Source organism: Streptomyces doebereineriae (assembly GCF_031845645.1).
Classification (GTDB): domain Bacteria; phylum Actinomycetota; class Actinomycetes; order Streptomycetales; family Streptomycetaceae; genus Streptomyces; species Streptomyces canus.
Map to the genome: position 1 here is coordinate 84,196 of NZ_JAVREZ010000025.1, position 23,151 is coordinate 107,346.

General features: G+C 70.7%; 21 protein-coding genes. 12 read left to right on the top strand and 9 right to left on the bottom strand.

Features of this window, described 5'->3' with window-relative positions; translation table 11 throughout:
• Positions 1 to 73: 73 nt before the first annotated feature.
• On the top strand, positions 74 to 514 hold the full coding sequence (locus RNB18_RS44235) for a GNAT family N-acetyltransferase (protein WP_311719797.1): 441 nt from the start codon (positions 74 to 76) through the stop codon (positions 512 to 514).
• 73 nt (positions 515 to 587) lie between these two features.
• Entirely contained in the window at positions 588 to 1,181 is a 594-nt protein-coding gene (locus tag RNB18_RS44240) for a histidine phosphatase family protein (RefSeq protein ID WP_311719798.1), read from the top strand.
• A gap of 113 nt (positions 1,182 to 1,294) precedes the next feature.
• On the opposite strand, the gene RNB18_RS44245 is transcribed toward RNB18_RS44240, so the two are convergent.
• Complete coding sequence (locus tag RNB18_RS44245) at positions 1,295 to 1,771, bottom strand: DUF6314 family protein (RefSeq protein ID WP_311719799.1); 477 nt, start codon at positions 1,769 to 1,771, stop codon at positions 1,295 to 1,297.
• Between the two features lie 138 nt (positions 1,772 to 1,909).
• Here RNB18_RS44245 and RNB18_RS44250 point away from each other — a divergent pair, with 138 nt between their 5' ends.
• The gene (locus RNB18_RS44250; protein WP_311719800.1) at positions 1,910 to 4,387 is read left to right on the top strand and encodes an alpha-L-arabinofuranosidase C-terminal domain-containing protein; all 2,478 of its coding nucleotides are present in this window, start codon (positions 1,910 to 1,912) and stop codon (positions 4,385 to 4,387) included.
• On the opposite strand, the gene RNB18_RS44255 is transcribed toward RNB18_RS44250, so the two are convergent.
• Positions 4,374 to 4,811, bottom strand: coding sequence for a carboxymuconolactone decarboxylase family protein (locus RNB18_RS44255; RefSeq protein WP_266567128.1), 438 nt, complete (start codon positions 4,809 to 4,811; stop codon positions 4,374 to 4,376). The genes RNB18_RS44250 and RNB18_RS44255 overlap by 14 nt on opposite strands.
• A gap of 227 nt (positions 4,812 to 5,038) precedes the next feature.
• On the opposite strand from RNB18_RS44255, the gene RNB18_RS44260 reads away from it, so the two are divergent.
• From RNB18_RS44260 to RNB18_RS44285, 6 genes are all read left to right on the top strand, one after another.
• Positions 5,039 to 7,576 carry a YfhO family protein gene (locus tag RNB18_RS44260; RefSeq protein ID WP_311719845.1) on the top strand — a complete coding sequence of 846 codons (2,538 nt, stop codon included), beginning with the start codon at positions 5,039 to 5,041 and terminating at the stop codon, positions 7,574 to 7,576.
• Between the two features lie 65 nt (positions 7,577 to 7,641).
• Positions 7,642 to 8,670 carry an N-acetyl-gamma-glutamyl-phosphate reductase gene (gene argC / locus RNB18_RS44265; protein WP_311719803.1) on the top strand — a complete coding sequence of 343 codons (1,029 nt, stop codon included), beginning with the start codon at positions 7,642 to 7,644 and terminating at the stop codon, positions 8,668 to 8,670.
• Positions 8,667 to 9,818 (top strand): bifunctional glutamate N-acetyltransferase/amino-acid acetyltransferase ArgJ, encoded by a 1,152-nt coding sequence (gene argJ / locus RNB18_RS44270; RefSeq protein WP_311719804.1) that lies wholly within the window; start codon positions 8,667 to 8,669, stop codon positions 9,816 to 9,818. Before argC ends, argJ begins: the two co-directional genes overlap by 4 nt.
• Positions 9,815 to 10,723 carry an acetylglutamate kinase gene (gene argB, locus RNB18_RS44275; RefSeq protein ID WP_311719805.1) on the top strand — a complete coding sequence of 303 codons (909 nt, stop codon included), beginning with the start codon at positions 9,815 to 9,817 and terminating at the stop codon, positions 10,721 to 10,723. The genes argJ and argB overlap by 4 nt, the downstream gene beginning before the upstream one ends.
• A complete protein-coding gene (locus RNB18_RS44280; RefSeq protein WP_311719806.1) occupies positions 10,720 to 11,907 on the top strand; it encodes an acetylornithine transaminase in 1,188 nt (395 codons plus the stop codon). Before argB ends, RNB18_RS44280 begins: the two co-directional genes overlap by 4 nt.
• A gap of 19 nt (positions 11,908 to 11,926) precedes the next feature.
• On the top strand, positions 11,927 to 12,472 hold the full coding sequence (locus RNB18_RS44285) for an arginine repressor (RefSeq protein ID WP_266526190.1): 546 nt from the start codon (positions 11,927 to 11,929) through the stop codon (positions 12,470 to 12,472).
• 90 nt (positions 12,473 to 12,562) lie between these two features.
• On the opposite strand, the gene RNB18_RS44290 is transcribed toward RNB18_RS44285, so the two are convergent.
• The 5 genes from RNB18_RS44290 to RNB18_RS44310 form a co-directional block, all read right to left on the bottom strand.
• Positions 12,563 to 13,363, bottom strand: a complete 801-nt coding sequence (locus RNB18_RS44290) for an FAD:protein FMN transferase (protein ID WP_311719807.1) — start codon at positions 13,361 to 13,363, stop codon at positions 12,563 to 12,565.
• Positions 13,356 to 14,147: an FMN-binding protein gene (locus tag RNB18_RS44295; RefSeq protein WP_311719808.1), complete on the bottom strand. Its 792-nt coding sequence runs from the start codon at positions 14,145 to 14,147 to the stop codon at positions 13,356 to 13,358. Before RNB18_RS44295 ends, RNB18_RS44290 begins: the two co-directional genes overlap by 8 nt.
• Positions 14,148 to 14,175: 28 nt before the next feature.
• Positions 14,176 to 15,558 carry a ferredoxin reductase family protein gene (locus RNB18_RS44300; protein ID WP_311719809.1) on the bottom strand — a complete coding sequence of 461 codons (1,383 nt, stop codon included), beginning with the start codon at positions 15,556 to 15,558 and terminating at the stop codon, positions 14,176 to 14,178.
• A gap of 77 nt (positions 15,559 to 15,635) precedes the next feature.
• Positions 15,636 to 16,064, bottom strand: coding sequence for an FMN-binding protein (locus RNB18_RS44305; RefSeq protein WP_311719810.1), 429 nt, complete (start codon positions 16,062 to 16,064; stop codon positions 15,636 to 15,638).
• A 10-nt stretch (positions 16,065 to 16,074) separates the two neighbouring features.
• Positions 16,075 to 17,427 carry a ferredoxin reductase family protein gene (locus RNB18_RS44310; RefSeq protein ID WP_311719811.1) on the bottom strand — a complete coding sequence of 451 codons (1,353 nt, stop codon included), beginning with the start codon at positions 17,425 to 17,427 and terminating at the stop codon, positions 16,075 to 16,077.
• 149 nt (positions 17,428 to 17,576) lie between these two features.
• Between RNB18_RS44310 and RNB18_RS44315 the strand changes: the two genes are divergently transcribed.
• Entirely contained in the window at positions 17,577 to 18,317 is a 741-nt protein-coding gene (locus RNB18_RS44315) for a response regulator transcription factor (protein ID WP_311719812.1), read from the top strand.
• Positions 18,314 to 19,756 (top strand): sensor histidine kinase, encoded by a 1,443-nt coding sequence (locus RNB18_RS44320; RefSeq protein ID WP_311719813.1) that lies wholly within the window; start codon positions 18,314 to 18,316, stop codon positions 19,754 to 19,756. Before RNB18_RS44315 ends, RNB18_RS44320 begins: the two co-directional genes overlap by 4 nt.
• Before the next feature lies 1 nt (position 19,757).
• Here the strand turns inward: RNB18_RS44320 and RNB18_RS44325 are convergent, their stop codons facing one another.
• Positions 19,758 to 20,345 carry a pyridoxamine 5'-phosphate oxidase family protein gene (locus RNB18_RS44325; protein ID WP_311719815.1) on the bottom strand — a complete coding sequence of 196 codons (588 nt, stop codon included), beginning with the start codon at positions 20,343 to 20,345 and terminating at the stop codon, positions 19,758 to 19,760.
• A gap of 121 nt (positions 20,346 to 20,466) precedes the next feature.
• On the bottom strand, positions 20,467 to 21,384 hold the full coding sequence (locus RNB18_RS44330; RefSeq protein WP_311719816.1) for a hypothetical protein: 918 nt from the start codon (positions 21,382 to 21,384) through the stop codon (positions 20,467 to 20,469).
• A 196-nt stretch (positions 21,385 to 21,580) separates the two neighbouring features.
• On the opposite strand from RNB18_RS44330, the gene argH reads away from it, so the two are divergent.
• Positions 21,581 to 23,011, top strand: a complete 1,431-nt coding sequence (gene argH, locus RNB18_RS44335; protein ID WP_311719817.1) for an argininosuccinate lyase — start codon at positions 21,581 to 21,583, stop codon at positions 23,009 to 23,011.
• Positions 23,012 to 23,151 lie beyond the last annotated feature (140 nt).

A 23,151-nucleotide genomic window follows, 5' to 3' on the forward strand; every position in this document is an offset into this window, starting at 1 on the left:
CGCACCCGGCACTGACAACGCCCCTCAGGAAAACAGTTCGACGCCGGCGGCCGGGGCCTGCGAATCTCCCGGCATGACCGACACCCCGCCCCTCCCCGAGGGCTACGAGATCTCCACCGACCCCGACCGCGTCGACGCCGGGCGGGTGCACCACTGGCTGTCGACCGACGCGTACTGGGCGATCGGCCGGCCGCGGGAGAAGCAGGACCGGGCGATCGCCGGGTCGCTCAACTTCGGGGTGTACGCGGTGGAATCGGGGGATCAGGTGGCTTATGCCCGCGTGATCACCGATCTGGCCAGTTTCGCCTGGCTGTGCGACGTGTACGTGGACCGGTCCGTGCGGGGCGAGGGGATCGGTACGGCGTTGGTCGGTGCCGTGCGCGAGCACCTGCGGCCCTACGGCCTCAAACGCATTCTGCTCGCCACCCACGACGCCCAAGGGGTGTACGAGAAGCTCGGGTTCGCGCCGCTCGCCAAGCCGGATCACTGGATGGCGCTCATCTTCGGGCAGTGAGCCCCGGCGCACCCTGGGTAACTCCCCGGTAACGCCTCTTGACCTGCGCACTTCCACAGCTCACGATCGCCGCATGCAACTTCGGGTCACGTTCGTCGCCGCCGCGCGCAGCTCCTCGCTGCTCGCCGAGCGGTTCGAGGACGACCGCCCCCTCGACCAGGCCGGCTGGGACGAGGTGCTGGCCGTGGCGCACGATCTGCTGCCGCTCGCGGCGGCCGAACTGCGGTACTGCTCGCCCACTCCGCGCAGCCGTGCCACCGGGGACGCCCTCGGTTACGCCCCTCTGGTGCAACTCGCTCTGCGCGACTGTGACATGGGGCGCTGGCGCGGGCTGACCCTCGGCGAGGCGATGGCCCGGGAGCCGGAGTCCGTGGACGCCTGGCTCGCCGACCCGCGGGCGACCCCGCACGGCGGCGAGTCACTGCTCGACTTCATCACCCGTGTCGGCGGCTGGCTCGACACCCGGCCCGTCGGCGACGGCGGCCGTATCGTCGCCGTCGCCGAACCGGCCGTGATCCGCGCCGCCCTGGTCTACGCGCTGAAGGCCCCGCCGTCGACCTACTGGAACATCGACGTACGTCCGCTGTCGGCGACCACCGTGACCGGCAGAGCCGGCCGCTGGAACCTCCGTTTCGAGGGCGCCCCGGCTCAGCCCGCGCGGACGTAGCCGGGGGCTTGGCGTGCCAGGCCGCAGGCCGTCTTGTGCGGGCGGCCGCCGGGCGGTCCCGTGCGGTCAGCCGTCGCCGCCTCGTACGGGTGGCGGCCGGTGGTCTCGCGCGGTCAGTGGTCGGGCGTGCCGTCCGCGTGGCCGTCGGTGGGCTCGCGGGTGTAGTGGGTCGTCAGGACCAGGTCTTTCGCCGGGCCGCCGACGCGCCACACCGTGCGCCAGTGGTCCGCGTCCAGGACGCTGAACTCGCCGCGGTAGAGGTCCGCGGCGCAGGGGTGGTCGGCGACATGGTGGCCGGACGTCAGGTCCAGGTCGTGGAAGGGGCGCCCGTCGGAGAAGCGGACGTCGGCCGTGCCCGGTGTGCTGCCCGGCAGGAAGCGGAGTGTCCGTTCGGCGGGTCGCGGGACGCCCTGCCAGACGAAGATGCCCGACTCCTGGGACAGCAGTCCGCCCTCTTCCAGTCGGCCGAAAGCGGTCGTACCGGAGAACTCCCCTTCGTCTCCGCTCGCCAGATCCCGCACGGTTCGCTCGGTCCGCCAGTTCCCGGCCAGATACGTCAGCGCATCCGCCACTGGCCAGAACTCGCCCATCCGTCCCTCACTTCCGACACTTTCGGTCCCGCGCGACCCGTTGACGCTCCCCGGCACCCTCCCTATCTTGCCGTTCGAAGTGCTGATCATCGTTTGATATTTCGAACGTCACCTTCGACACAGAGCCGCGGAGTATTCATGTCACGCACCCGCTGGAGACTCGGTCTCGGTGCCACCGCCTTCCTGGTGGCCGCCGGTCTGGTCCCCGCCCCCGCCCATGCCGAGGACGTCACCGACTACGCGATCACCGTCGACCCGGCCGCCCGGGGCGCGAAGATCGACGACACGATGTACGGCGTCTTCTTCGAGGACATCAACCGCGCCGCAGACGGCGGTCTGTACGCCGAACTCGTACAGAACCGGTCCTTCGAGTACTCCACCGCCGACAACTCCTCGTACACCCCGCTGACCTCGTGGACGGTCTCCGGCACCGGCCAGGTGGTGAACGACGACGGACGGCTGGGCGAGCGCAACCGCAACTACCTCTCCCTGGGCGCCGGTTCGTCCGTCACGAACGCCGGATACAACACCGGCATCCACGTGGAGGAGGGCAAGAAGTACGACTTCTCGGTGTGGGCCCGCGCGGACGCAGGTACGGCTCTCACGGTCTCCTTGCAGGACGCCGACGGGACGCTCGCCACCGCCCGCGAGGTGACCGTGACGAAGAGCGGCTGGGCCCAGTACAAGGCCACCTTCACCGCGACCGGGAGCAGCTCCGACGGCCGCCTCACCGTGGCCTCCTCCGCTGCGGCCGCCCTCGACATGGTGTCCCTCTTCCCGCGCGACACCTACCGCGGTGAATCCAACGGCCTGCGCAAGGACCTCGCCGAGAAGATCGCCGCCCTGCAGCCGGGCTTCGTGCGCTTCCCCGGCGGCTGTCTGGTGAACACGGGGTCCATGGAGGACTACAGCGCGGCCTCCGGCTGGCAGCGCAAGCGTTCGTACCAGTGGAAGGACACCATCGGCCCGGTCGAGCAGCGCGCGACCAACTCCAACTTCTGGGGCTACAACCAGAGTTACGGCCTCGGCTATTACGAGTACTTCCGCCTCTCCGAGGACATCGGCGCCATGCCGCTGCCCGTGGTCCCCGCCCTGGTGACCGGCTGCGGTCAGAACAAGGCCGTCGTGGACGAGGCACTCCTCAAGCGGCACATCCAGGACACCCTCGACCTCATCGAGTTCGCCAACGGCCCGGCGAGCTCCACGTGGGGCAAGGTGCGGGCGAAGATGGGCCACGCCAAGCCCTTCCACCTCACCCACATCGAGGTCGGCAACGAGGAGAACCTGCCGAACGAGTTCTTCGCCCGGTTCAAGGAGTTCCGCGCCGCCATCCAGGCGAAGTACCCGGACATCCAGGTCATCTCCAACTCCGGCCCGGACGACTCCGGAACGACCTTCGACACGGCCTGGCAGCTCAACAAGGACGCCAAGGTCGACATGGTCGACGAGCACTACTACAACAGCCCGCAGTGGTTCCTGCAGAACAACGACCGCTACGACTCCTACGACAGGAACGGCCCGAAGGTCTTCCTCGGCGAGTACGCCTCCCAGGGCAACACCTTCAAGAACGGCCTCACCGAGGCGGCGTTCATGACCGGCCTGGAGCGCAACGCCGACGTCGTCAAACTCGCCTCCTACGCCCCGCTGTTCGCCAACGAGGACTACGTCCAGTGGCGCCCGGACCTGATCTGGTTCAACAACCACGCCTCCTGGAACTCCGCCAACTACGAGGTCCAGAAGCTGTTCATGACCAACGTCGGCGACCGCGTGGTGCCCTCGAAGGCCACCGGCACACCCTCACTGCTCGCCCCGATCACCGGAGCCGTGGGCCTTTCGACGTGGGCGACGACGGCGGCGTACGACGATGTGCGGGTCACCGGTGCCGACGGGAAGACCCTGCTCACCGACGACTTCAGCGGTGACGCCTCGCAGTGGACCCACACCGGCGGCGGCAGCTGGAGCGTCCAGGACGGGCAGTACGTGCAGACGGACGTGAACGCCGAGAACACCATGGTCTCGGCGGGTGACCCGTCCTGGCACGACTACGACCTGAAGGCGAAGGCCACCAAGAAGGCCGGCAAGGAGGGCTTCCTCGTCGCCTTCGGCGTCAAGGACACCGGCAACTTCTACTGGTGGAACATCGGCGGCTGGAACAACACCCAGTCCGCCGTCGAACAGGCCGTGGACGGCGGCAAGTCGACGCTGGTCTCCAAGGCCGGATCGGTCGAGACCGGCCGTACCTACGACATCGACGTCAAGGTGCGTGACCGTCAGGTGACGCTCTACCTCGACGGACAGGAGTGGGGCAGCTTCACCGACGACAAGCCGGCCGAGCCGTTCCGTCAGGTGGTCACCAAGGATCAGAAGACCGGTGACCTGATCGTCAAGGTCGTCAACGCCCAGAACGCGGCCGCCCGTACGGCCGTCGACCTGGGCGGCGCCAAGGTCGCCTCCAGGGCCCGGGTGACCACGCTGGCGGCCGGCCCGGACGCCGTGAACAGTGAGACGTCGACCGCGGTCGCCCCGGTGAAGTCCACCTTCGACGGGGTCGCCGGGAAGTTCTCGTACACCTTCCCGGCGAACTCGATCACCTTCCTGAGGATCAGGCAGAGGTAGCCGACGGGTCGGCGGGCTGCTGTCCTACGGGCAGCAGCCCGCGCTCGCCGAACACCTTCTTCGCCACGGCCGTGGCGTTGAGGGCCCTGGGGAACCCGCAGTAGCCGGCCGACTGCAACAGTGCCTCGACGATCTGCTCGGGGGTGAGGCCCACGTTGAGGGCCGTGTTGATGTGCACCTCCAGCTGGGTCTCACAGCCGCCGAGCGCGGTGAGTATGCCCAGCGTGACCAACTGGCGGTCACGGGGCGCGAGTTGTGGTCGAGAGTAGATCTCGCCGAACCCCCAGGCGATGACCTGGTGGCCCATCTCCGGGCTGATGTCGGCCAGTGAGTCGACGACCAGCTGTCCTACCTCGGGATTGACGCTCCCCAGCATCTCCAGGCCGCGCGCGAAACGCTCCTCGCGGGTGGTGCTCTCGCTCATGTCAGCTCCCTCTGCCCGTACGGTCCCCTCGGCCACCGTTGCCTCCGGGTCGTACGGAATTCACTGCACCGCCATCTGCGGTAGGACAACCAACCGTATGCACCCCCGGTCTAAATCGGCGCAGCTACAACGCACGGGGTGAACGCCCCGGACGGGGGCTTGAATTGAGCAGTAAACAGGGCGTGCGAACGACCGTCCCGCCCGAACCGGAGACCGCGGACGACCTCATGGGGGAGCGGCCGCCGCCCGGACCGGGGCAGGCCGCTCTGCTGGCGGCGACGATCACCGTCGTCGTGCTCTGCGCGGCCGACGCCGTCGCCCGCAGCTACCCCTTCGGACCGCGCACCCGGAACGTCAACGACCTGGGAAACCAGTACGTGCCGTTTCACGCGCACCTGTGGGACCTGCTGCACGGGCGGGCCACCGGCGGGCTCCTCGTCAACTGGCAGTCAGGATTCGGCACCAGCTTCCTGCCCGACCTCGGCACCTACCTCACCAGCCCGTTCGCCCTGCTCGTGGCGGTGTTCCCGAGGAACGAGATCGACCTCGCGGTGTACGTCATCACCGTGCTGAAGATCGCCTGTGCCGGTGCCGCCATGGCCTGGCTGCTGCTGAGGCTGCGTCCCGGGCGCTGGTGGACGGCGGGACTGCTGGGCGCGTCCTACGCCCTGTGCGGATGGACCGTGGCGACCGCCTCGTACAACCTCATGTGGCTCGACGGGCTGATCGCCCTACCGCTGCTGTGCCTGGTCGGTGAGTGGATCCTGAGCGGCAGGCGCCCGCTCGTCGGGGTGCTGGTCGTGACGGCCGCATGGATCGCCAACTTCTACACGGCGTACATGGCCACCCTCGCCGCCGCTCTCGTGTTCCTGCTGCGGCTGTGGCTGGCCGACCTGCCCCGCCGCCGCGGGCTCACCGCCGCGGGCCGGGCCGCCCTGACCTTCGCGCTCGGCATGGGCCTGGCCGCACCCCTGGTGACGGTCGTGTACTTCGGCAGCGCGCACGCCTCCGAGGGCCGGTTCACCCGGTTCGCTCCGGTGGGCGCGCAGGACCTGTCGGCCCGGCTGCTGCCGACGACGTACAGCTTCGGCTCCCCGGCCCTCTTCGTGGGCACCACGGCCCTGCTGCTCGCCCTCGCCCTGCCCTTCCACCGTGCGGCACCCCGCCGGGTGCGCGCGGGGTGGACGCTGCTGGTGCTCGTCGTGACCCTGTCGATGCAGTGGGGCCCGACCCATCTGCTCTGGCACGCCTTCGCCGCGCCGCAGGGCAGTTCGTACCGCCAGACCTTCGTGGTCTGCGCGCTGCTGGTGATCGCCGCCTGGCACACGCTCTCCTACGGCCCCCTCGACCGGCGGGCCCTGGCCGCGGCCGCCGGACTGCTCGCACTGATCGCGGTCGTCGCCAGCGGCAGTCAGTTGGTCCGTTCCTTCGCCTGGCCGGTATTCCTGATGGCGGCCCTTGGCGCGCTGCTCGGGCTGATCCTGCTCGGCCGCAGGCGACCCGTACTGCGCATGGCCCCGGCAGCGCTCGCCGCCGTACTGCTCGTCGGGGCGCAGCTGGGCGAGGCCACCGCCACCGATGCCGTGGCCACCCGGATGCGGTTCGGGCACATGGACGACTACGCCCCCTGGGGCGCCCGGCAGCAGGACCAGGCCGACGCGGTCGCGCAGGCCGACGGCTGGCCCCGCTACCGCACCGACCCGGGCCGGGAACAGACCGTCGGCAACGACCCGCTGGAGGTCGGCGGGCAGGGCGCCCAGTACTACAGCAGCCACACCTCCGCCGTGCTCAGCAGCACGCTCACCGCCCTCGGTGGCGGCTGGACCTCCGGCGGCCGCAGCCTCCAGAGCCTGGACAACGCGGTGACGGACGTCCTCTTCTCCGTCGGCGCCCGGGTGCACTCCCCGCCGGACCCGCATCAGAACTGGTTCCCCCAGGACGGCACCGGCGAGACCGTGACCCGCGAGGACGTCCCGCCCCTGGTGACGGTACGGCCGTCCGCCGCGACCGGTGCCTTCGGGCCGTCGCCGTACCGCAACCAGGAGCTGCTGCTGGGTGCCCACGTCTACACCCTGCCCCGCATCACCGTCCTCGACGGCGCCGGGAAGCGGCCGGACCGCAGTACCGACCAGCGGCAGGGGGTGCGCACCGGCGGCAGGTCGACGATCACCGCCCGGTGCCGGGCGGGCAGCGAGGTCTACCTCTGGGCGCCGTACTTCGCGGGCACCGCGCGGCTCACCGGCCCCTCCGCCCACGGCCTGACAGGGCGGTTCAGGGCCGACCACCACCCCCTCACCAAGATCGCCGCCATGCAGCGGCTCGGCACGGTCCCGGACTCCGGGCGCCTCACGATCGAGCTGTTCCCGAACCGGCTGGGCGTCGTGCCGGACCAGGCGGTCGGCTGCCTGGACACCGGCCGCCTGCACGCCGTCGTACGACAGCTCAAGGCCACCGGCGCCACCAAGGTGACCGTCTCCGGCTCCGGAGGCACGATCCGGGCCCGGCTCCCGGCGGGCAGCAAGGGCGTCGCCGTCGTGGCCGCGCCCCGGATCGCCGGCTGGCGCTGCGCCGCCGGTGACGCGGCCGCCGTACCCGCGAAGGCGTACCACGGGCTGATCGCCGTGCCGCTCGACGGCACGTCGTCGAGTGTCACCTGCAGTTTCCATCCGCCCGGTCTGCGGCTGGGGACGGCGGTCGGGGGCGGTGCGCTCGTCGCTCTCGTCGGGATCGGCACGTTCGGGGCCCTTCGTCGGCGGAGGGCGTGAGTATGCATGTGGTTGCATAAACGTGCAGCGAAACGTATAGTCATGCCATCCAGGAGGAGGATGACATGGCGGTACGTGCGGCGGTGGCCGGAGCGAGCGGATACGCGGGCGGTGAGGTCCTGCGGCTGCTCCTGGCGCACCCCGAGGTCGAGATCGGCGCCCTGACCGGCAACTCCAACGCCGGACAGCGGCTCGGCACACTGCAGCCGCACCTGCTGCCGCTGGCCGACCGGGTACTCCAGGAGACCACGGCCGACGTCCTCGCCGGACACGATGTCGTCTTCCTCGCCCTGCCCCACGGACAGTCCGCCGCCGTCGCCGAACAGCTCGGCCCGGACGTCCTCGTCGTCGACATGGGCGCCGACTTCCGGCTCGAGGACGCAGCCGACTGGGAGAAGTTCTACGGCTCCGCGCACGCCGGCACCTGGCCCTACGGCCTTCCCGAACTTCCGGGTGCGCGCGCCCGGCTCACCGGGACCAGGCGCATCGCGGTGCCCGGCTGCTACCCGACCGCCGTCACGCTCGCCCTCTTCCCGGCCTACGTCGCCGGAATTGCCGAGAACGAGGCCGTGATCGTCGCCGCCTCCGGCACCTCCGGCGCGGGCAAGGCGCCCAAGCCGAACCTGCTGGGCAGCGAGGTCATGGGCTCCATGTCGCCGTACGGCGTCGGCGGCGGCCACCGGCACACCCCCGAGATCGTCCAGAACCTCAGCGCGGCGGCCGGTGCCAGGGTGAGCGTCTCCTTCACACCGACCCTCGCGCCGATGCCCCGCGGCATCCTCGCCACGTGCAGCGCCAAGGCGAAGCCCGGCGTCACCGCCGAGTCCGTCCGCGCCGCGTACGAGAAGGCCCTCGCCGACGAGCCGTTCGTCCATCTGCTCCCCGAAGGGCAGTGGCCCGCCACGGCGTCCGTCTACGGTTCGAACGCCGTTCAGGTGCAGGTCGTCCTCGACGAGTCCGTGGGCCGCATCATCGCGATCAGCGCCATCGACAACCTGGCCAAGGGCACCGCGGGCGGTGCCGTCCAGAGCATGAACATCGCCCTCGGTCTCCCCGAGGAGCTGGGTCTTTCCACGATCGGAGTCGCACCGTGAGCGTCACGGCAGCCAAGGGATTCCAGGCGGCGGGCATCGCCGCCGGAATCAAGGAGAACGGCAACCCGGACCTGGCCCTCGTGGTCAACACCGGGCCCCGCCGCGCCGCCGCCGGCGTCTTCACCTCCAACCGCGTGAAGGCCGCGCCGGTGCTGTGGTCCGAGCAGGTCCTCAAGTCCGGTCAGCTCTCCGCCGTCGTCCTCAACTCCGGTGGCGCCAACGCCTGTACGGGCCCCAAGGGCTTCCAGGACACGCACGCCACGGCCGAGAAGGTCGCCGAGGTGCTGGACATCGGCGCGGGTGAGGTGGCCGTCGCCTCCACCGGCCTCATCGGCCTCCTGCTCCCGATGGACAAGCTCCTGCCGGGAGTCGAGGCCGCCGCGGCTCAACTGTCCGAGCACGGCGGTGAGAAGGCCGCCATCGCCATCAAGACCACCGACACCGTCCACAAGACGTCCGTGGTGACCAAGGACGGCTGGACCGTCGGCGGCATGGCCAAGGGCGCGGGCATGCTCGCCCCCGGCCTCGCCACCATGCTGGTCGTCCTCACCACCGACGCGGACCTGGAGAGCGAGGCCCTGGACAGGGCCCTGCGGGCCGCCACCCGGACCACCTTCGACCGCGTCGACTCCGACGGCTGCATGTCCACCAACGACACCGTGCTGCTGCTCGCCTCCGGCGCCTCCGAAGCCACCCCGGAATACGCGGAGTTCGCCGAGGCCGTACGGACCGTCTGCGACGACCTCGGCCAGCAGCTGATCCGGGACGCCGAGGGTGCCAGCAAGGACATCAAGGTCGAGGTGGTGGGCGCCGCGAGCGAGGACGACGCCGTCGAGGTCGGCCGCTCCATCGCCCGCAACAACCTCCTCAAGTGCGCGATCCACGGCGAGGACCCCAACTGGGGCCGCGTCCTGAGCGCCATCGGCACCACGAAGGCCGCTTTCGAGCCCGACCGGCTCAACGTCGCCATCAACGGCGTCTGGGTCTGCAAGAACGGCGGCGTCGGCGAGGACCGCGACAAGGTCGACATGCGCTACCGCGAGGTGCACATCGTCGCCGACCTCGCGGCCGGCTCCGAGACCGCCATCATCTGGACCAACGACCTCACCGCCGACTACGTCCACGAGAACAGCGCCTACTCCTCATGAGCACCACGCGAAAGCACACCGCGCTCCCCAAGGCCCAGATCCTCATCGAGGCGCTGCCCTGGCTGGTCCGCCACAACGGCAAGACCGTCGTCATCAAGTTCGGCGGCAACGCCATGATCGACGAGGACCTGAAGGCCGCCTTCGCCCAGGACGTCGTCTTCCTGCACCACGCCGGGCTCAAGCCGGTCGTCGTGCACGGCGGCGGCCCGCAGATCAGCGCCGCCCTCGACAAGCACGGCATCGTCAGCGAGTTCAAGGCCGGACTGCGCGTCACCACCGAGGACGCCATGGACGTCGTACGGATGGTGCTGGCCGGGCAGGTGCAGCGCGAGCTGGTCAATCTGCTCAACGAACACGGGCCGCTCGCCGTCGGGTTGACCGGCGAGGACGCCCACACCATCAGCGCCACCAAGCACCGGCCCGAGATCGACGGAGAGTTGGTCGACATCGGGCGGGTGGGCGAGATCACCGCGATCGACACGGGTGCGATCGAGGCACTGCTCGCCGACGGCCGTATCCCGGTCGTCTCGTCGATCGCCCGGAGCCAGGACGACGGACATGTCTACAACGTCAATGCTGATACGGCGGCTGCGGCACTCGCTGCTGCTCTTGACGCCGAAACCCTCATGGTCCTCACGGACGTCGAGGGCCTCTACGAGGACTGGCCGCACAGCGACGAGGTGATCAGCCGCCTCACGGCTTCCCAACTGGAGAAGCTGCTGCCGGAGTTGAGCTCCGGCATGGTCCCGAAGATGGAGGGCTGTCTGCACGCCGTACGCAACGGCGTGACCACGGCCCGGGTCATCGACGGGCGGGTCCAGCACTCGATCCTGCTGGAGATCTTCACCGACGAGGGGATCGGCACGATGGTCGTGCCGGACGCACAAGAGGGGGATGCCGTATGACCGACAATCAGGAGCTGACCCAGCGGTGGCAGGGCACGCTCATGAACAACTACGGCACCCCTCGCCTCCCTCTCGTCCGCGGTGCGGGACTCAAGGTCTGGGACGCCGAGGGCAAGCAGTACCTCGACTTCGTCGGCGGCATCGCCACCAACGCGCTCGGCCATGCCCACCCGGCGATCGTCGAGGCCGTCAGCAAGCAGATCGCCTCCCTCGGCCACATCTCCAACTTCTTCATGGCCGAGCCGACCGTCACCCTCGCCGAACGGCTGCTCCAGCTCTTCGGCCGGGACGGCAAGGTCTTCTTCTGCAACTCCGGCGCCGAGTCGGTCGAGGCGGCCTTCAAGATCGGCCGGCTGACCGGACGCACCCACATGGTCGCCACCGAGGGCGGCTTCCACGGCCGGACCATGGGCGCCCTCGCGCTCACCGGCCAGCCCGCCAAGCAGACCCCCTTCCTGCCGCTGCCGGGTGACGTCACGCATGTGCCGTACGGCGACGCGCAGGCGCTGGCCGCCGCGGTCACCGAGGACACCGCGCTCGTCGTCATCGAGCCGATCCAGGGCGAGAACGGCGTCGTGGTGCCGCCGGCCGGCTACCTCAAGGCGGCCCGGGCGATCACGGCGGCCAAGGGCGCCCTGCTGGTCCTCGACGAGGTCCAGACCGGCATCGGCCGTACCGGACACTGGTTCGAGTACCAGGCCCACGAGGGCGTCCTCCCGGACGTCGTCACCCTCGCCAAGCAGCTCGGCGGCGGACTGCCGCTCGGCGCGACCGTCGCCTTCGGGCGGGCCGCGGACCTGCTGCAGCCGGGGCAGCACGGAACGACGTTCGGCGGGAACCCGGTCGCGTGTGCCGCCGGTCTCGCCGTCCTCGACACCATCGCGAACGACGGGTTGCTGGAGAACGTCAAGCAGCAGAGCGAGAGGCTGCGGGACGGAATCGAGTCACTCGGGCACCCCTTGATCTCCCACGTCCGGGGTGCGGGGCTCCTCCTGGGTATCGTGCTCACCGAGCCGCTCGCGCCGAAGGTGCAGCAGGCGGCTCAGGACGCCGGATTCCTGGTCAACGCGCCCGCCCCCGATGTCGTACGGCTGATGCCGCCGCTGAACATCGGCGACGACGAAGTGGACGCGCTTGTTCAGGCTCTCCCCGGCATCCTGGGTGTCGCCGAGGGAGACGGATGATCCGGAGAATGAGACGACGATGAGTCATGCGCAGGATCACGAGCACAACGGGGCCGCGGGGCCTGCCGTGCCGCAGACGCGTACCGCGCGCCACCGCCGGATCGTGGACATCCTCAACCGGCAGCCGGTGCGGTCGCAGAGCCAGTTGGCCAAGCTGCTGTCCGATGACGGGCTGAGCGTCACTCAGGCGACGCTCTCCCGGGACCTCGACGAGCTGAACGCGGTGAAGATCCGTAACAACGACGGGGATCTCATCTACGCGGTGCCCAGTGAGGGGGGTTTTCGGACCCCTCGGGCGCCGTTGGGGGAGTCCGCGAAGGAGGAGCGGATGCGGCGGCTCTCTCAGGAGCTGCTGATTTCCGCGGAGGCTTCGGCGAACCTTGTGGTCCTGCGGACCCCTCCGGGGGCTGCGCAGTTCTTGGCGTCGGCCATTGATCAGGCCGAGCTGCATGACATTCTCGGGACGATCGCCGGGGATGACACGTTGATGCTGATCAGCCGGAACCCTACGGGGGGGCAGGCGCTGGCCGAGCATTTGTTGCGGTTGGCTCAGAACGGGCACTAGCGGTCGTCTGTCGGGTGCGGGCTTGTGGGGGCTGGTCGCGCCCACGCGGCGGAGCCGCATATCGACACAGCCCCGCGCCCCTAAAAGAAATCACCCGAGCCTGGCTGCGAGGCCCCCTGTACACCTCACCTCATCGCCCGCCGTGATCAGCAGTGCCTCCACGTCCGGCAGGCTCTCCAGCCATGCCAGGCCCTCCCTCGAACCCATCGCGAAGGCTGCGGTTGCCCAGCAGTCCGCCCAGGTCACGGTCGGGGCCACTACCGTCACCGCCAGCAGGTCCGTCACCGCGGAGTGGCCCGTGCGGGGGTCGATGATGTGGGCGCCGCGTTCGGCCGTACCGGAAGTCGCCACCGCCAGCTCGGCAGCACCCGCCGCCGAGACCACCGCCGCCAGGCCGCCCGGGCGCAGGGGGTCCGAGACCCCTACCCGCCACGGGCGTTCCGGGCCCGGTACGCCCAACAGCTGGACGTCTCCGCCGCCGTTGACGCTGACCCCGGTCGCCCCCGCGAGAGCCATCCGTCGGGCCGCGCGTTCCACCGCCCAGCCCTTGACGATGCCGGTGGGGTCGAGGCGGCCCCCGTAGCGCAGGCTGAACCAGCCGTCGCTCGACCGCTCGGCCTCGGCGCCGAGTTCGAGTACCTCGGCCACCTCCGGGTCGCACTCGGCGACCGTCAGTTCGCCGCGGGCCAGGCGGGAGACCTGGCTGTCGTCGCGGTAGGTGCTGAACACCTCGTTCACGCGGTGCAGTTCCGCCACCGCCTCCCGCAGTGCCGTCTGCACGGCAACGGGTTCCCCGCCGCGGACGTCGAAGGAGAAGACCGTCCCCATGACCTCCTCCGCGTGACGCACCGCGGCGGGAGCTTGTGCCGGCTCGGCCACCGTGTCAGCCACCGGCCTGGTCCAGCGCCGACTGCAGCGACTTCTTGTAGCCCTCGCTGGTGTAGGTGGCCCCGGAGACCGAGTCGATGTCCGCGCTGCCGGCCGCCACGGCCTCCTGGTTGAGCTTCGGGATGGACAGCGCCGTCTTCTGGTCGCTCGTCCCGCCCTTCGGCGCCTGGACCGCCTCGGCGTTGGTGATCTTGCCGCCGCTGACCGTGATCCGGACCTGGACCGGGCCGTACTGGGTCTGCGACACGGCACCGGTCACCGTCTTGGCGGCCGCCCCGGCGCTGCCGCCCGCGGTCTGGGACGGCTGAGCCGAGGGCTGGGCCTGGGAGGCCGCCTCGTTCGCCTTGTCGATCGCCGACTGGAGGGCCTTCTGGTAGCCCTCGCTGGTGTAGGTCGCCCCGGAGACCGTGTCGACCTGCGAGGTCTGCTTGGCGAGCGTGTCCTGGGTGAGCTTCGGGATGGACAGAGCGGTCTTCGCGTCGCTCTCCCCGCCCTTGGGCGCCTGGACCGCCTCGGCCTTGGTGATCTTGTTGCCGCTGACGGTGATACGGACCTGGACGGGACCGTACTGGGTCTGGACCACGTCCCCGGTGACCGCGCCGCCGGCGGCCGCCCCGGTGCCGCCCTGGGCCGACTCCTGCGCCGCCGCCGTCTGCTGCGGGATCGTTCCGCCCGCCTGGGCGGACGCCGGGTCCGAGGACGGCTTCAGCGACAGCATCAGCACGACACCGGAGACGGTGGCGGCGGTCGCGAGCACGACTCGACGGACGGGGTGACTCTTCCTCATCGCTTCAACAGCTCCTGAATTCCCGTCGTCACATCTCGAACGACTCGTGATGGATGCGGCGGGCGGGCACACCCGCGCCGCGCAGTGCTTCGTACACGGACTGCGCGAAACCGTTCGGCCCGCACATGAACACGTCGTGCTTGTCGATGTCGGGGAGCTTGCGCTGGAGGGACTCCGCGGAGATGTCCGGGCGCTCCCCGTCCGGACTGTTGACCGCGTACATCAGCCGGGCGCCGCGCTCGTCCGCGATGGCGGCGAGCTCGTCCCACAGGGCCAGGTCCTGGGTGGTGTTGGCCCGGTACAGCAGGGTGATGTCACCGGCCGCGCCCGGCAGCGTCTCGAACAGGGCCCGCATCGGCGTGATGCCGACCCCGCCGGCCACCAGCAGCACCTTGCCCCGGCTGCGGCGCTGGGCGGTCAGCGCGCCGTACGGTCCCTCGGCCCACACCTTGGTGCCGGGCACCAGCTCGCGCAGCCGTTCGCTGTGGTCGCCGATCGCCTTCACCGTGATCCGCAGCATCCCCGGCCGGGGCGCCGCCGACAGCGAGTACGGGTGGGAGCTGAACCGCATGCCCGGCGCGAGGAAGCGCCAGCGGAAGAACTGGCCCGCCTCCGCGCCCATCCGGTGCAGCTTGCGTCCGCCGATGAGCACGGACACGACGCCCGGCGTCTCCTCGACGACCGCCTCCACATACATCCGGTGGCGCAGGTTCAGCCGGATCGGCGTGAGGATCCGGTACCAGACGACCAGCGCGGTGACCGAGCCGTACAGCGCGTACCAGACGGTCTTGGCGACCGGCTCGACCGCGAAGTCGTTGCCGGTGGTCAGCTGGTGCCAGAAGGTCAGGAAGACCGCCGCGTACGTCAGCAGGTGCACGTGGTACCAGGTGTCGTACGGGATCCTGCGGCGCACCCCGCCGATCGACATCAGCCCGATGAGGAAGAGCAGACCGGTGCCGATGGCCGCCTTGCCCATGTCCGGCAGCTGGTTGATGGAGTCCATCGTCTGCTGGACGATGTCGCCGAGCCCCTTGCCGGCCTGCAGGGCGTAACCCCACATGATCAGGAAGACGTGGGCGACGACCAGGCAGAGGGTGTAGCGGCCGGTCATCGCGTGCCAGCGGGCGACCCGGTCGGAGCCCACCCGGCGTTCCAGCGCGGGTACTCGGGCCATCTGCAGCACCACAAGCGCCATCAGATAGCCGGCCAGCAGACCGGTGATCCGGCCCGCGTTGAGGATCTTGCTGTTGTCGTCGGCGACGGACGGTGTGTTGTGCCACCACAGCCACAGCACACCGGCCGCCCCCGCCCATACGGCGAGCAGCAGGACGGTCGCCGGGGAACGGCGCGGGCGGATGCGGCGCATCGTCTGGCGGCGGGCGGCGCGGCCGCCTGCGAGCGTCGTGGTCACGTTTCCTCCGGGGACGGGGGCAAGGGGGGTGGGCGTGGTCCCTTGGTCCTGAGATACGTGCCGTGACGCCGGTGTGTTCAGCTGCCCGCGGAGTCCAGTGCGGACTGGAGTGACTGGCGGTAACCGTCACTCGTGTAGGTGGCCCCCGAGACCGTGTCGATCTCCGCGCTCTGGGCTTGCAGCGCCTCGGTCCGCAGCCGCGGGAGCGCGTAGCTGTTGATCTCCTGGTCCCGGGGGTTGTCGGTGGGGTAGACGACGGCGGTCACGTCGGTGAGCTTGCCGTTCTTCACGGTGACCCGCACCTGTACGGGACCCCAGCGGGTCTGGACGGAGTCGCCGGTGACGGTTCGGGTTCCCGTGACCGCGGGGGCGGTTGCCCCGGACGCCACCGCGAGGGCCGGCGAGGTGTGCGGCTTCAGCGACAGCAGCATCACCATGCCGGAGACGGTGGCGGCGCTCGCCAGCACGATCCGGCGCAGCGGGCGGTTCTTCTTCAACGCGTGCACGTGTGAGGCCTCACAGCTCGAATGATTCGTGGTGGATACGGCGATCGGGCACTCCCGCGGCGCGCAGCTCCTCGTACAGCTCCCGGGCGAACCCGTGCGGGCCGCAGAGGTAGACGTCGTGACCGGCCAGGTCGGGGACGGCCGCCCGCAGCGACTCGGCGGTGATACGCGGCCGTTGCCCCTCCGGCCCGTTGAGCAGGTAGTGCACCTTCGCCCCGCGCCACCGCGCGACGGCCTCCAACTCCCCGCCCAGCGCGAGGTCCTCGACCGTGCGCGCCCGGTACAGCAGGGTGACCTCGCCCGGCAGCGTCTCGAACAGCGCCCGCAGCGGGGTGATGCCGACCCCTCCACCGATCAGCAGAGTCCTGGGCGAGGTCTGCCGCTCGGCGGTCAGCGAGCCGTACGGCCCCTCCGCCCACACCCGTGTGCCCGGCCGCAGCAGGGCCACGGCCGTACTGTGGTCGCCGAGCGCCTTGACCGTGATGCGCATGCGGTCGGGGCGGGGCGGCGCCGACAGGGAGTACGGCGTCGAGGTCCACCGCAGGCCCGGGGCGAGGAACCGCCAGCGGAAGAACTGCCCGGCCCGCGCGCCGAGTCGATCCAGCTCCCGCCCGTGCACGACGACGGACCACACGCCCCGCGCCTCCTGGTGCACGGACTCGACCCGCAGCCGGTGCCGCAGGTTCAGCCGCACCGGCGCGAGGATCCGGAACCACAGCACCAGGGCCGCGACACCGAGGTAGAGCGCGTACCAGGCCGCCGTGGCCGCGGTGTTGCCGTTGAAGTCGTTCCCGAGGGCCAGTTGGTGTCCGAAGGTGAGGAACACGGCCGCGTAGGTGAGGAGATGGACGTAGTACCAGAACTCGTGGCCGGTACGGCGGCGCACCGCTCGTGCCGAGGTGACACCGACCGCGAGGAGGACCACCGTACCGGCGGTCGCCTTGAGCATCTCCGGATAGTCCAGGACCACCGTGACGGTCTCGTGCCACAGCGAGGCGCCGTCCTGAGCCGCGTACCCCGAGAGGATCAGCGCGAGGTGCGCGAGCAGCAGGCAGACGGTGTAGCGCCCGGCCATCGCGTGCCAGCGGGCCACCCGGTCCGAACCCACCCGCCGCTCCAGCACCGGCACCCGCGCCATCAGACCCACCAGCACCGCGCAGGCGTACCCGCACAGCAGCCCGGCGATCCGCCCGGCGCCGGTCAGCCACCCGGCCGTACCGACCACGGAACCGGTGTCCGCCCACCACAGGGCGATCACGGCCGCCGCCCCGGCCCACAGCAGGGCCAGCACGGCACCCGCGGGGGAGCGTCGCGCGGGCGGTGCCACGGCCGGTGCGGCCCGCCGCTCGTACACGGTGGTCATAGGTGCGTCCTTTCGCCTGTCCGGGACACCACTGTGCGAGGGGAACCTCTCAGGACCCTCTGAACGGCCACCCGCAGAGCGCACTCAGAGGAAACTCAGAGCTTCCCGGGGCCCCCGCCGCCCCGGCCAGGGGTGATCCTGGAGAGGTCATGAACACCGCACGCTCCGGCCGCCCCGCCCTCACCCGTCCCGACGGCACCCCGCTGCGCGTCCTCGTCGTCGACGACGACCCGGACCTCGCCGAGGTCCTCTCCGGCGCCCTGCGCTACGAGGGCTGGCAGATCCGCACGGCCGGCGACGGCGCCTCGGCGGTGGCCGCGGCCCGGGAGCTGCTGCCCGACGCCGTCGTCCTGGACGTGATGCTCCCGGACACCGACGGCTTCGCGGTCCTGCGCGCCCTGCACACCGTGAAGTCGGACGTGTGCGTGCTCTTCCTGACCGCCCGGGACGCGGTCGAGGACCGCATCAAGGGCATCACGGCGGGCGGCGACGACTACGTCACCAAACCCTTCAGCCTGGAGGAGGTCGTCGCCCGGCTGCGCGGACTGCTGCGCCGCGCGGGCATGGCCCGGCAGCTCGACGAGGGCCCCCGGCTGGCCGTCGGCGACCTGGTCATGGACGAGGAGGCCCGCGAGGTCGCCCGGGGTGGCGAGCTGATCGAACTGTCCCCGACCGAGTTCGAGCTGCTGCGCTTCCTCATGCGCAACCCGCGCCGGGTGCTCAGCAAGGCGCAGATCCTCGACCGGGTGTGGTCCTACGACTTCGGCGGCCGCGCCCATGTCGTCGAGCTGTACATCTCGTATCTGCGCAAGAAGGTGGACGCGGGCCGCGAGCCGATGATCCACACCGTGCGCGGGGCGGGATATGTGATCAAGCCGGTGACGCCGTGAGGGACCTGCGGCCGCACACGCTGCGGGCCCGGCTCACCCTAGGCCTCCTGGTGCTCCTCACGGTGAGCTGTGCCGCCGTCGGGCTGGCCGCCGTGGTGGAGCTGAACGGGTTTCTCACCAGCCGGCTCGACGAGCAGCTGACCGAGACCGGGAACAGGTTCGCGGTCAGCCTGGAGCACAAGGGGGAGACGGAGAAGGACGATCACGACGGCGACGAGCACGCCGACACCCGCCGGCAGGCCACGGGCACGTTCGGCGCCCGGCTGGTCGACGGCACGGTCACCAACGCCGCGGTGGTCCGCCCCACCGGCACCCTGAACGTCGACCTGACCGCCGCTGACCGGGAGCGGCTCGCGGCCGTCCCGGCCGACGGCCGGGGCCACAGCGTCGGCCTCTCCGCCCTGGACGACTACCGGGTGATCGCCACCGGGGGGCTGGACGGCGACGTCCTGATCACGGGGATGCCCCTGGAGCCCGTCGAGGCCGCCGTTCACCGCCTGGAGCTGGTCGCCGGGATCGTCTTCGGCGCCGCCCTCACCGCCGCCGGTGTCGCGGGCGCCCTGTGGGTGCGCTGGTCCCTGCGCCCGCTCAGCCGGGTCGCCGCGACCGCCACCCGGGTCAGCGAACTCCCGCTGGCCAGCGGGGAGGTGGCCCTTCCGCCCCGCGCCCCCGAGTCCGATCCGCGCGGCGAGGTGGGCCGGGTCGCCGGCGCCTTCAACCGCATGCTCGGCCACGTCGAGGACGCCCTCACCAAACGCCACGCCAGCGAGGAACGGCTGCGCAGCTTCGCCGCCGACGCCAGCCACGAACTGCGCACCCCGGTCGCCTCGGTGCGCGGCCACGCCGAACTCGCCCTGCTGCACCCCGGCCCGCTGCCGCCGGAGATCACCCGGGCCCTGCAGCGCATCGCCGCCGAGTCGACCCGCATGGGCGCGATGGTCGACGACCTGCTCCTGCTGGCGCGCCTGGACGCGGGCCGCCCCCTGGAGACCGCCCCCGTCGACCTCACCCGCCTGGTCCTCGACGCCCTCACGGACGCACGGGCCACGGGTTCCGGTCATCGCTGGGAACTGGACCTCCCCGAGGACCCGGTCACGGTGCCGGGCGACGCACACCGCCTCCAGCAGGTCCTGGCCAACCTGCTGTCCAACGCCCGGCTGCACACCCCCGCCGGCGCCAAGGTGACGGTGACCCTGGAGACCGACGGCAGCACAGCGTCGTTGAAGGTCCACGACGACGGCCCCGGCATCCCCGAGGACATCCAGCCGGGCGTCTTCGAACGCTTCACCCGAGCCGATCGCAGCACCAAGGCGGAGACCGGCGGCGCGGGCCTGGGACTGTCGATCGTGGCGGCGGTGGTGGAGGCGCACGGGGGGAGCGTGACGTTGGAGAGCGGGCCGGGATCGACGACCTTCACCGTGCGGATCGATGGCGCGTGAATCAGATCGTGGACGGCGGCAACGGCAACGGCAGCCCCGGCAGGCCGTCCAGGCTCGTGGCGATGTGGTCCTTCTTGGTGAAGTACTCGCTGAGCGAGGCGTCGTCCTCGCGCGCGAACCGCTTGCCGTGCAGCTCGCGGTCGCCCTCGTACGCCATGTACGGCACCGCGTAACCGCAGGAGTCGCGGACCAGTTCTGCCGTCACGACGACGATCGCCCGCAGTCCGTGCGCGGTCGGGTCGATGTCCGGGAAGCGGGAGAGCAGTTCCTTGAAGCGCGGGTCGTCCCGGAAGACCGGCTCACCGCGCCCGTGCACGCGGACGATGTTGGGCGGCCCCTGGAACGCGCACCACATGAGGGTGATCCGGCCGTTCTCCCGCAGATGCGCGACCGTCTCGGCGTTGGAGCCCGCGAAGTCGAGGTAGGCCACGGTGAGTTCGTCGAGGATCGCGAAGGAGCCGCGCAGTCCCTTGGGGGAGAGGTTGACCGTGCCGTCGCCGGACAGGGGCGCGGTCGCGGTGAAGAAGAGGGGTTGCGCCTCGATGAAGGAGCGGAGCCGGCCGTCTATGCGTTCGTAGGTCTTTCCCATGTCAAGGCATTATGGGCGCAGACCTTTCGCCTGTCTAAGGAATTCGGGCGTCCCCTCGCGGGAGGACGCCCGTGGCCGCCCCGGCCGGCGCTCACACGGGGCGGCCACAGCGCCTGTCACGTCACTGGGTGAGCGTGCAGGCGGCCAGGGAGTTGAGGCCCTGCGGCTTCTCCGCGGTACGGCCGATGGAGATCGCGATGCGGTCGATGGTCGAGTTCCGCTTGTCGGCCAGCGGGCCGAGGATGGCGTTCTGGACGAAGTTCGGTCCGCCCTGGCCGACGGTGTCGACGAGCCGCTTGTTCGCCTCGGCGAGCTGCGTGTCGAGCAGCGCCAGGTTGCGGTCCACCTCGGCCTGCGCGGTGGCGGGGATCGCCGGCAGCTGCGAGGCCACGTCCGGGCAGGAGATGGCGCCCGCGCCGGCGGCCTCACCCGCGTCGCCCGCACCCTCCGCGTTCCCGGTGTCCTCGGCGCCGCCTGCCGCCTCCGAGGCCGCCTCGCTCGGCGTGGCCTCCGCCTCCGCGCCGGCCCCGGCCTCCGCGCCTGCACCGGCCTCCGCCCCGGCGCCCGCCTCCTCACCCGCGCCCGCGGCACCGCCGGCGTTGAGGGTGCAGGGAGCCAGGGCGTCGAGGCCCTGCGGCTTGTCGGCCGTACGGCCGATGGCGGTGGCGATGCGGTTGACCGTGGCGATGCGCTTGTCCTCCAGCGGGCCGAGAATGGCGTTCTGGACGAAGTTGGCACCGCCCTGGCCGACGGTGTCGACGAGCCGCTTGTTGGCCTCGTCGATCTGGGTCTGGAGCAGGGTCAGGTTGCGGTCGACCTCGGCCTGCGCGGTGGCCGGGATCTCCGGCAGCTGGGAGGCCACGTCCGGGCACGTGATGCTGCCGACGTCGGCCAGCGTGCGGGCGGTGGCGGTGCTGCTCTTGGAGGTCTCCCCGGCGAGGGCGCTACCGGCGACGATCGCCCCGGTCAGTGCCACGGCGGCGGCGCCGCCGATGATCGCCACGCGGCGCTTGTTGTACTTAGGAAGAGCCCTGGACATGCGGATGCCTCACTCGGGGTCGGGAGTGGTCTTCTTGACAAACGCGGCGCCTGCGTTCGGCGGGAAGTACGAGCAAGCGGTTTCCCGTGTTCAAAGGGAGCGCAAATTCCTTGCCGCCCGACCTCGGATTGACGAATCATGCAGGACTCTGCATAATCATGCATAACGTTGAGTGCAGCCGTGAGGAGCAACGCAAGTGAGCAGCAACAGCGGTGACGTCCGGCTCTGGGGCGGCCGTTTCGCCGACGGTCCCGCCGAGGCCCTGGCCAAGCTGTCCGCGTCCGTCCACTTCGACTGGCGGCTCGCGCCGTACGACATCGCCGGTTCGCGTGCCCACGCGCGCGTGCTGCACAAGGCGGGACTGCTGAGCGAGGACGAGCTCCAGCGCATGCACGCGGGGCTCGACCAGCTCGAAGCCGATGTGGCCGACGGCTCCTTCGTGGGCACGATCGCCGACGAGGACTGCCACACCGCCCTGGAGCGGGGCCTGCTGGAGCGCGTCGGCCCCGACCTCGGCGGCAAGCTGCGCGCGGGCCGCTCGCGCAACGACCAGATCGCGACCCTCTTCCGCATGTACCTGCGGGACCACGCCCGCATCATCGGCGGCCTGATCGCCGAGCTCCAGGACGCGCTGGTCGGTCTGGCGGAGGCCCACCCGGACGTGGCGATGCCCGGCCGCACCCACCTCCAGCACGCCCAGCCGGTCCTGTTCGCCCACCACGTCCTGGCCCACGTCCAGTCCCTGTCCCGGGACGCGGAGCGGCTGCGCCAGTGGGACGAGCGCACGGCTGTCTCCCCGTACGGCTCGGGTGCCCTGGCCGGTTCCTCCCTGGGCCTTGACCCGGAGGCGGTCGCGAAGGACCTCGGCTTCGAGCACGGCAGCGTCGGCAACTCCATCGACGGCACGGCCTCCCGTGACTTCGTCGCCGAGTTCGCCTTCATCACCGCGATGATCGGCGTCAACCTCTCCCGGATCGCCGAGGAGATCATCATCTGGAACACGAAGGAGTTCTCCTTCGTGACCCTGCACGACGCGTTCTCCACCGGCTCGTCGATCATGCCGCAGAAGAAGAACCCGGACATCGCGGAGCTGGCGCGCGGCAAGTCCGGCCGCCTGATCGGCAACCTGACGGGTCTGATGGCCACGCTCAAGGCCCTGCCCCTCGCCTACAACCGCGACCTCCAGGAGGACAAGGAGCCGGTCTTCGACTCCTGCGACCAGCTGGAGGTCCTGCTCCCCGCCTTCACCGGCATGATGGCGACCCTCACGGTCAACCGCGAGCGCATGGAGGAACTGGCCCCGGCCGGCTTCTCCCTCGCCACCGACATCGCCGAGTGGCTGGTCAAGCAGGGCGTCCCCTTCCGTGTGGCCCACGAGGTGGCCGGCGAGTGCGTCAAGGCGGCGGAGGCCGAGGGCAAGGAACTGGGCGACCTGACGGACGACCAGTTCGCCAAGATCTCCGCCCACCTGACCCCGGAGGTCCGCACGGTCCTCAACGTCCCGGGCGCGCTCGCGTCCCGCAACGCCAGGGGCGGCACGGCTCCGAGCGCGGTGGCGGTCCAGCTGGCCGAGGTGAAGGCGGACGTGGCAGCACAGCACAAGTGGGCTGAGGCAAAGCGCCCTTAGGGGCGCGAGGCTGTATTGATCTGCGGCTCCCGCCGCGGGGCGCGACAAGCCACGACGTCGCCGCATCCGCCGAACCACCGCGAGAACCGAGCTCTTGGGCGAGCGGTTCCATCACCGAAGGTCATCGCGGGATACGTTGG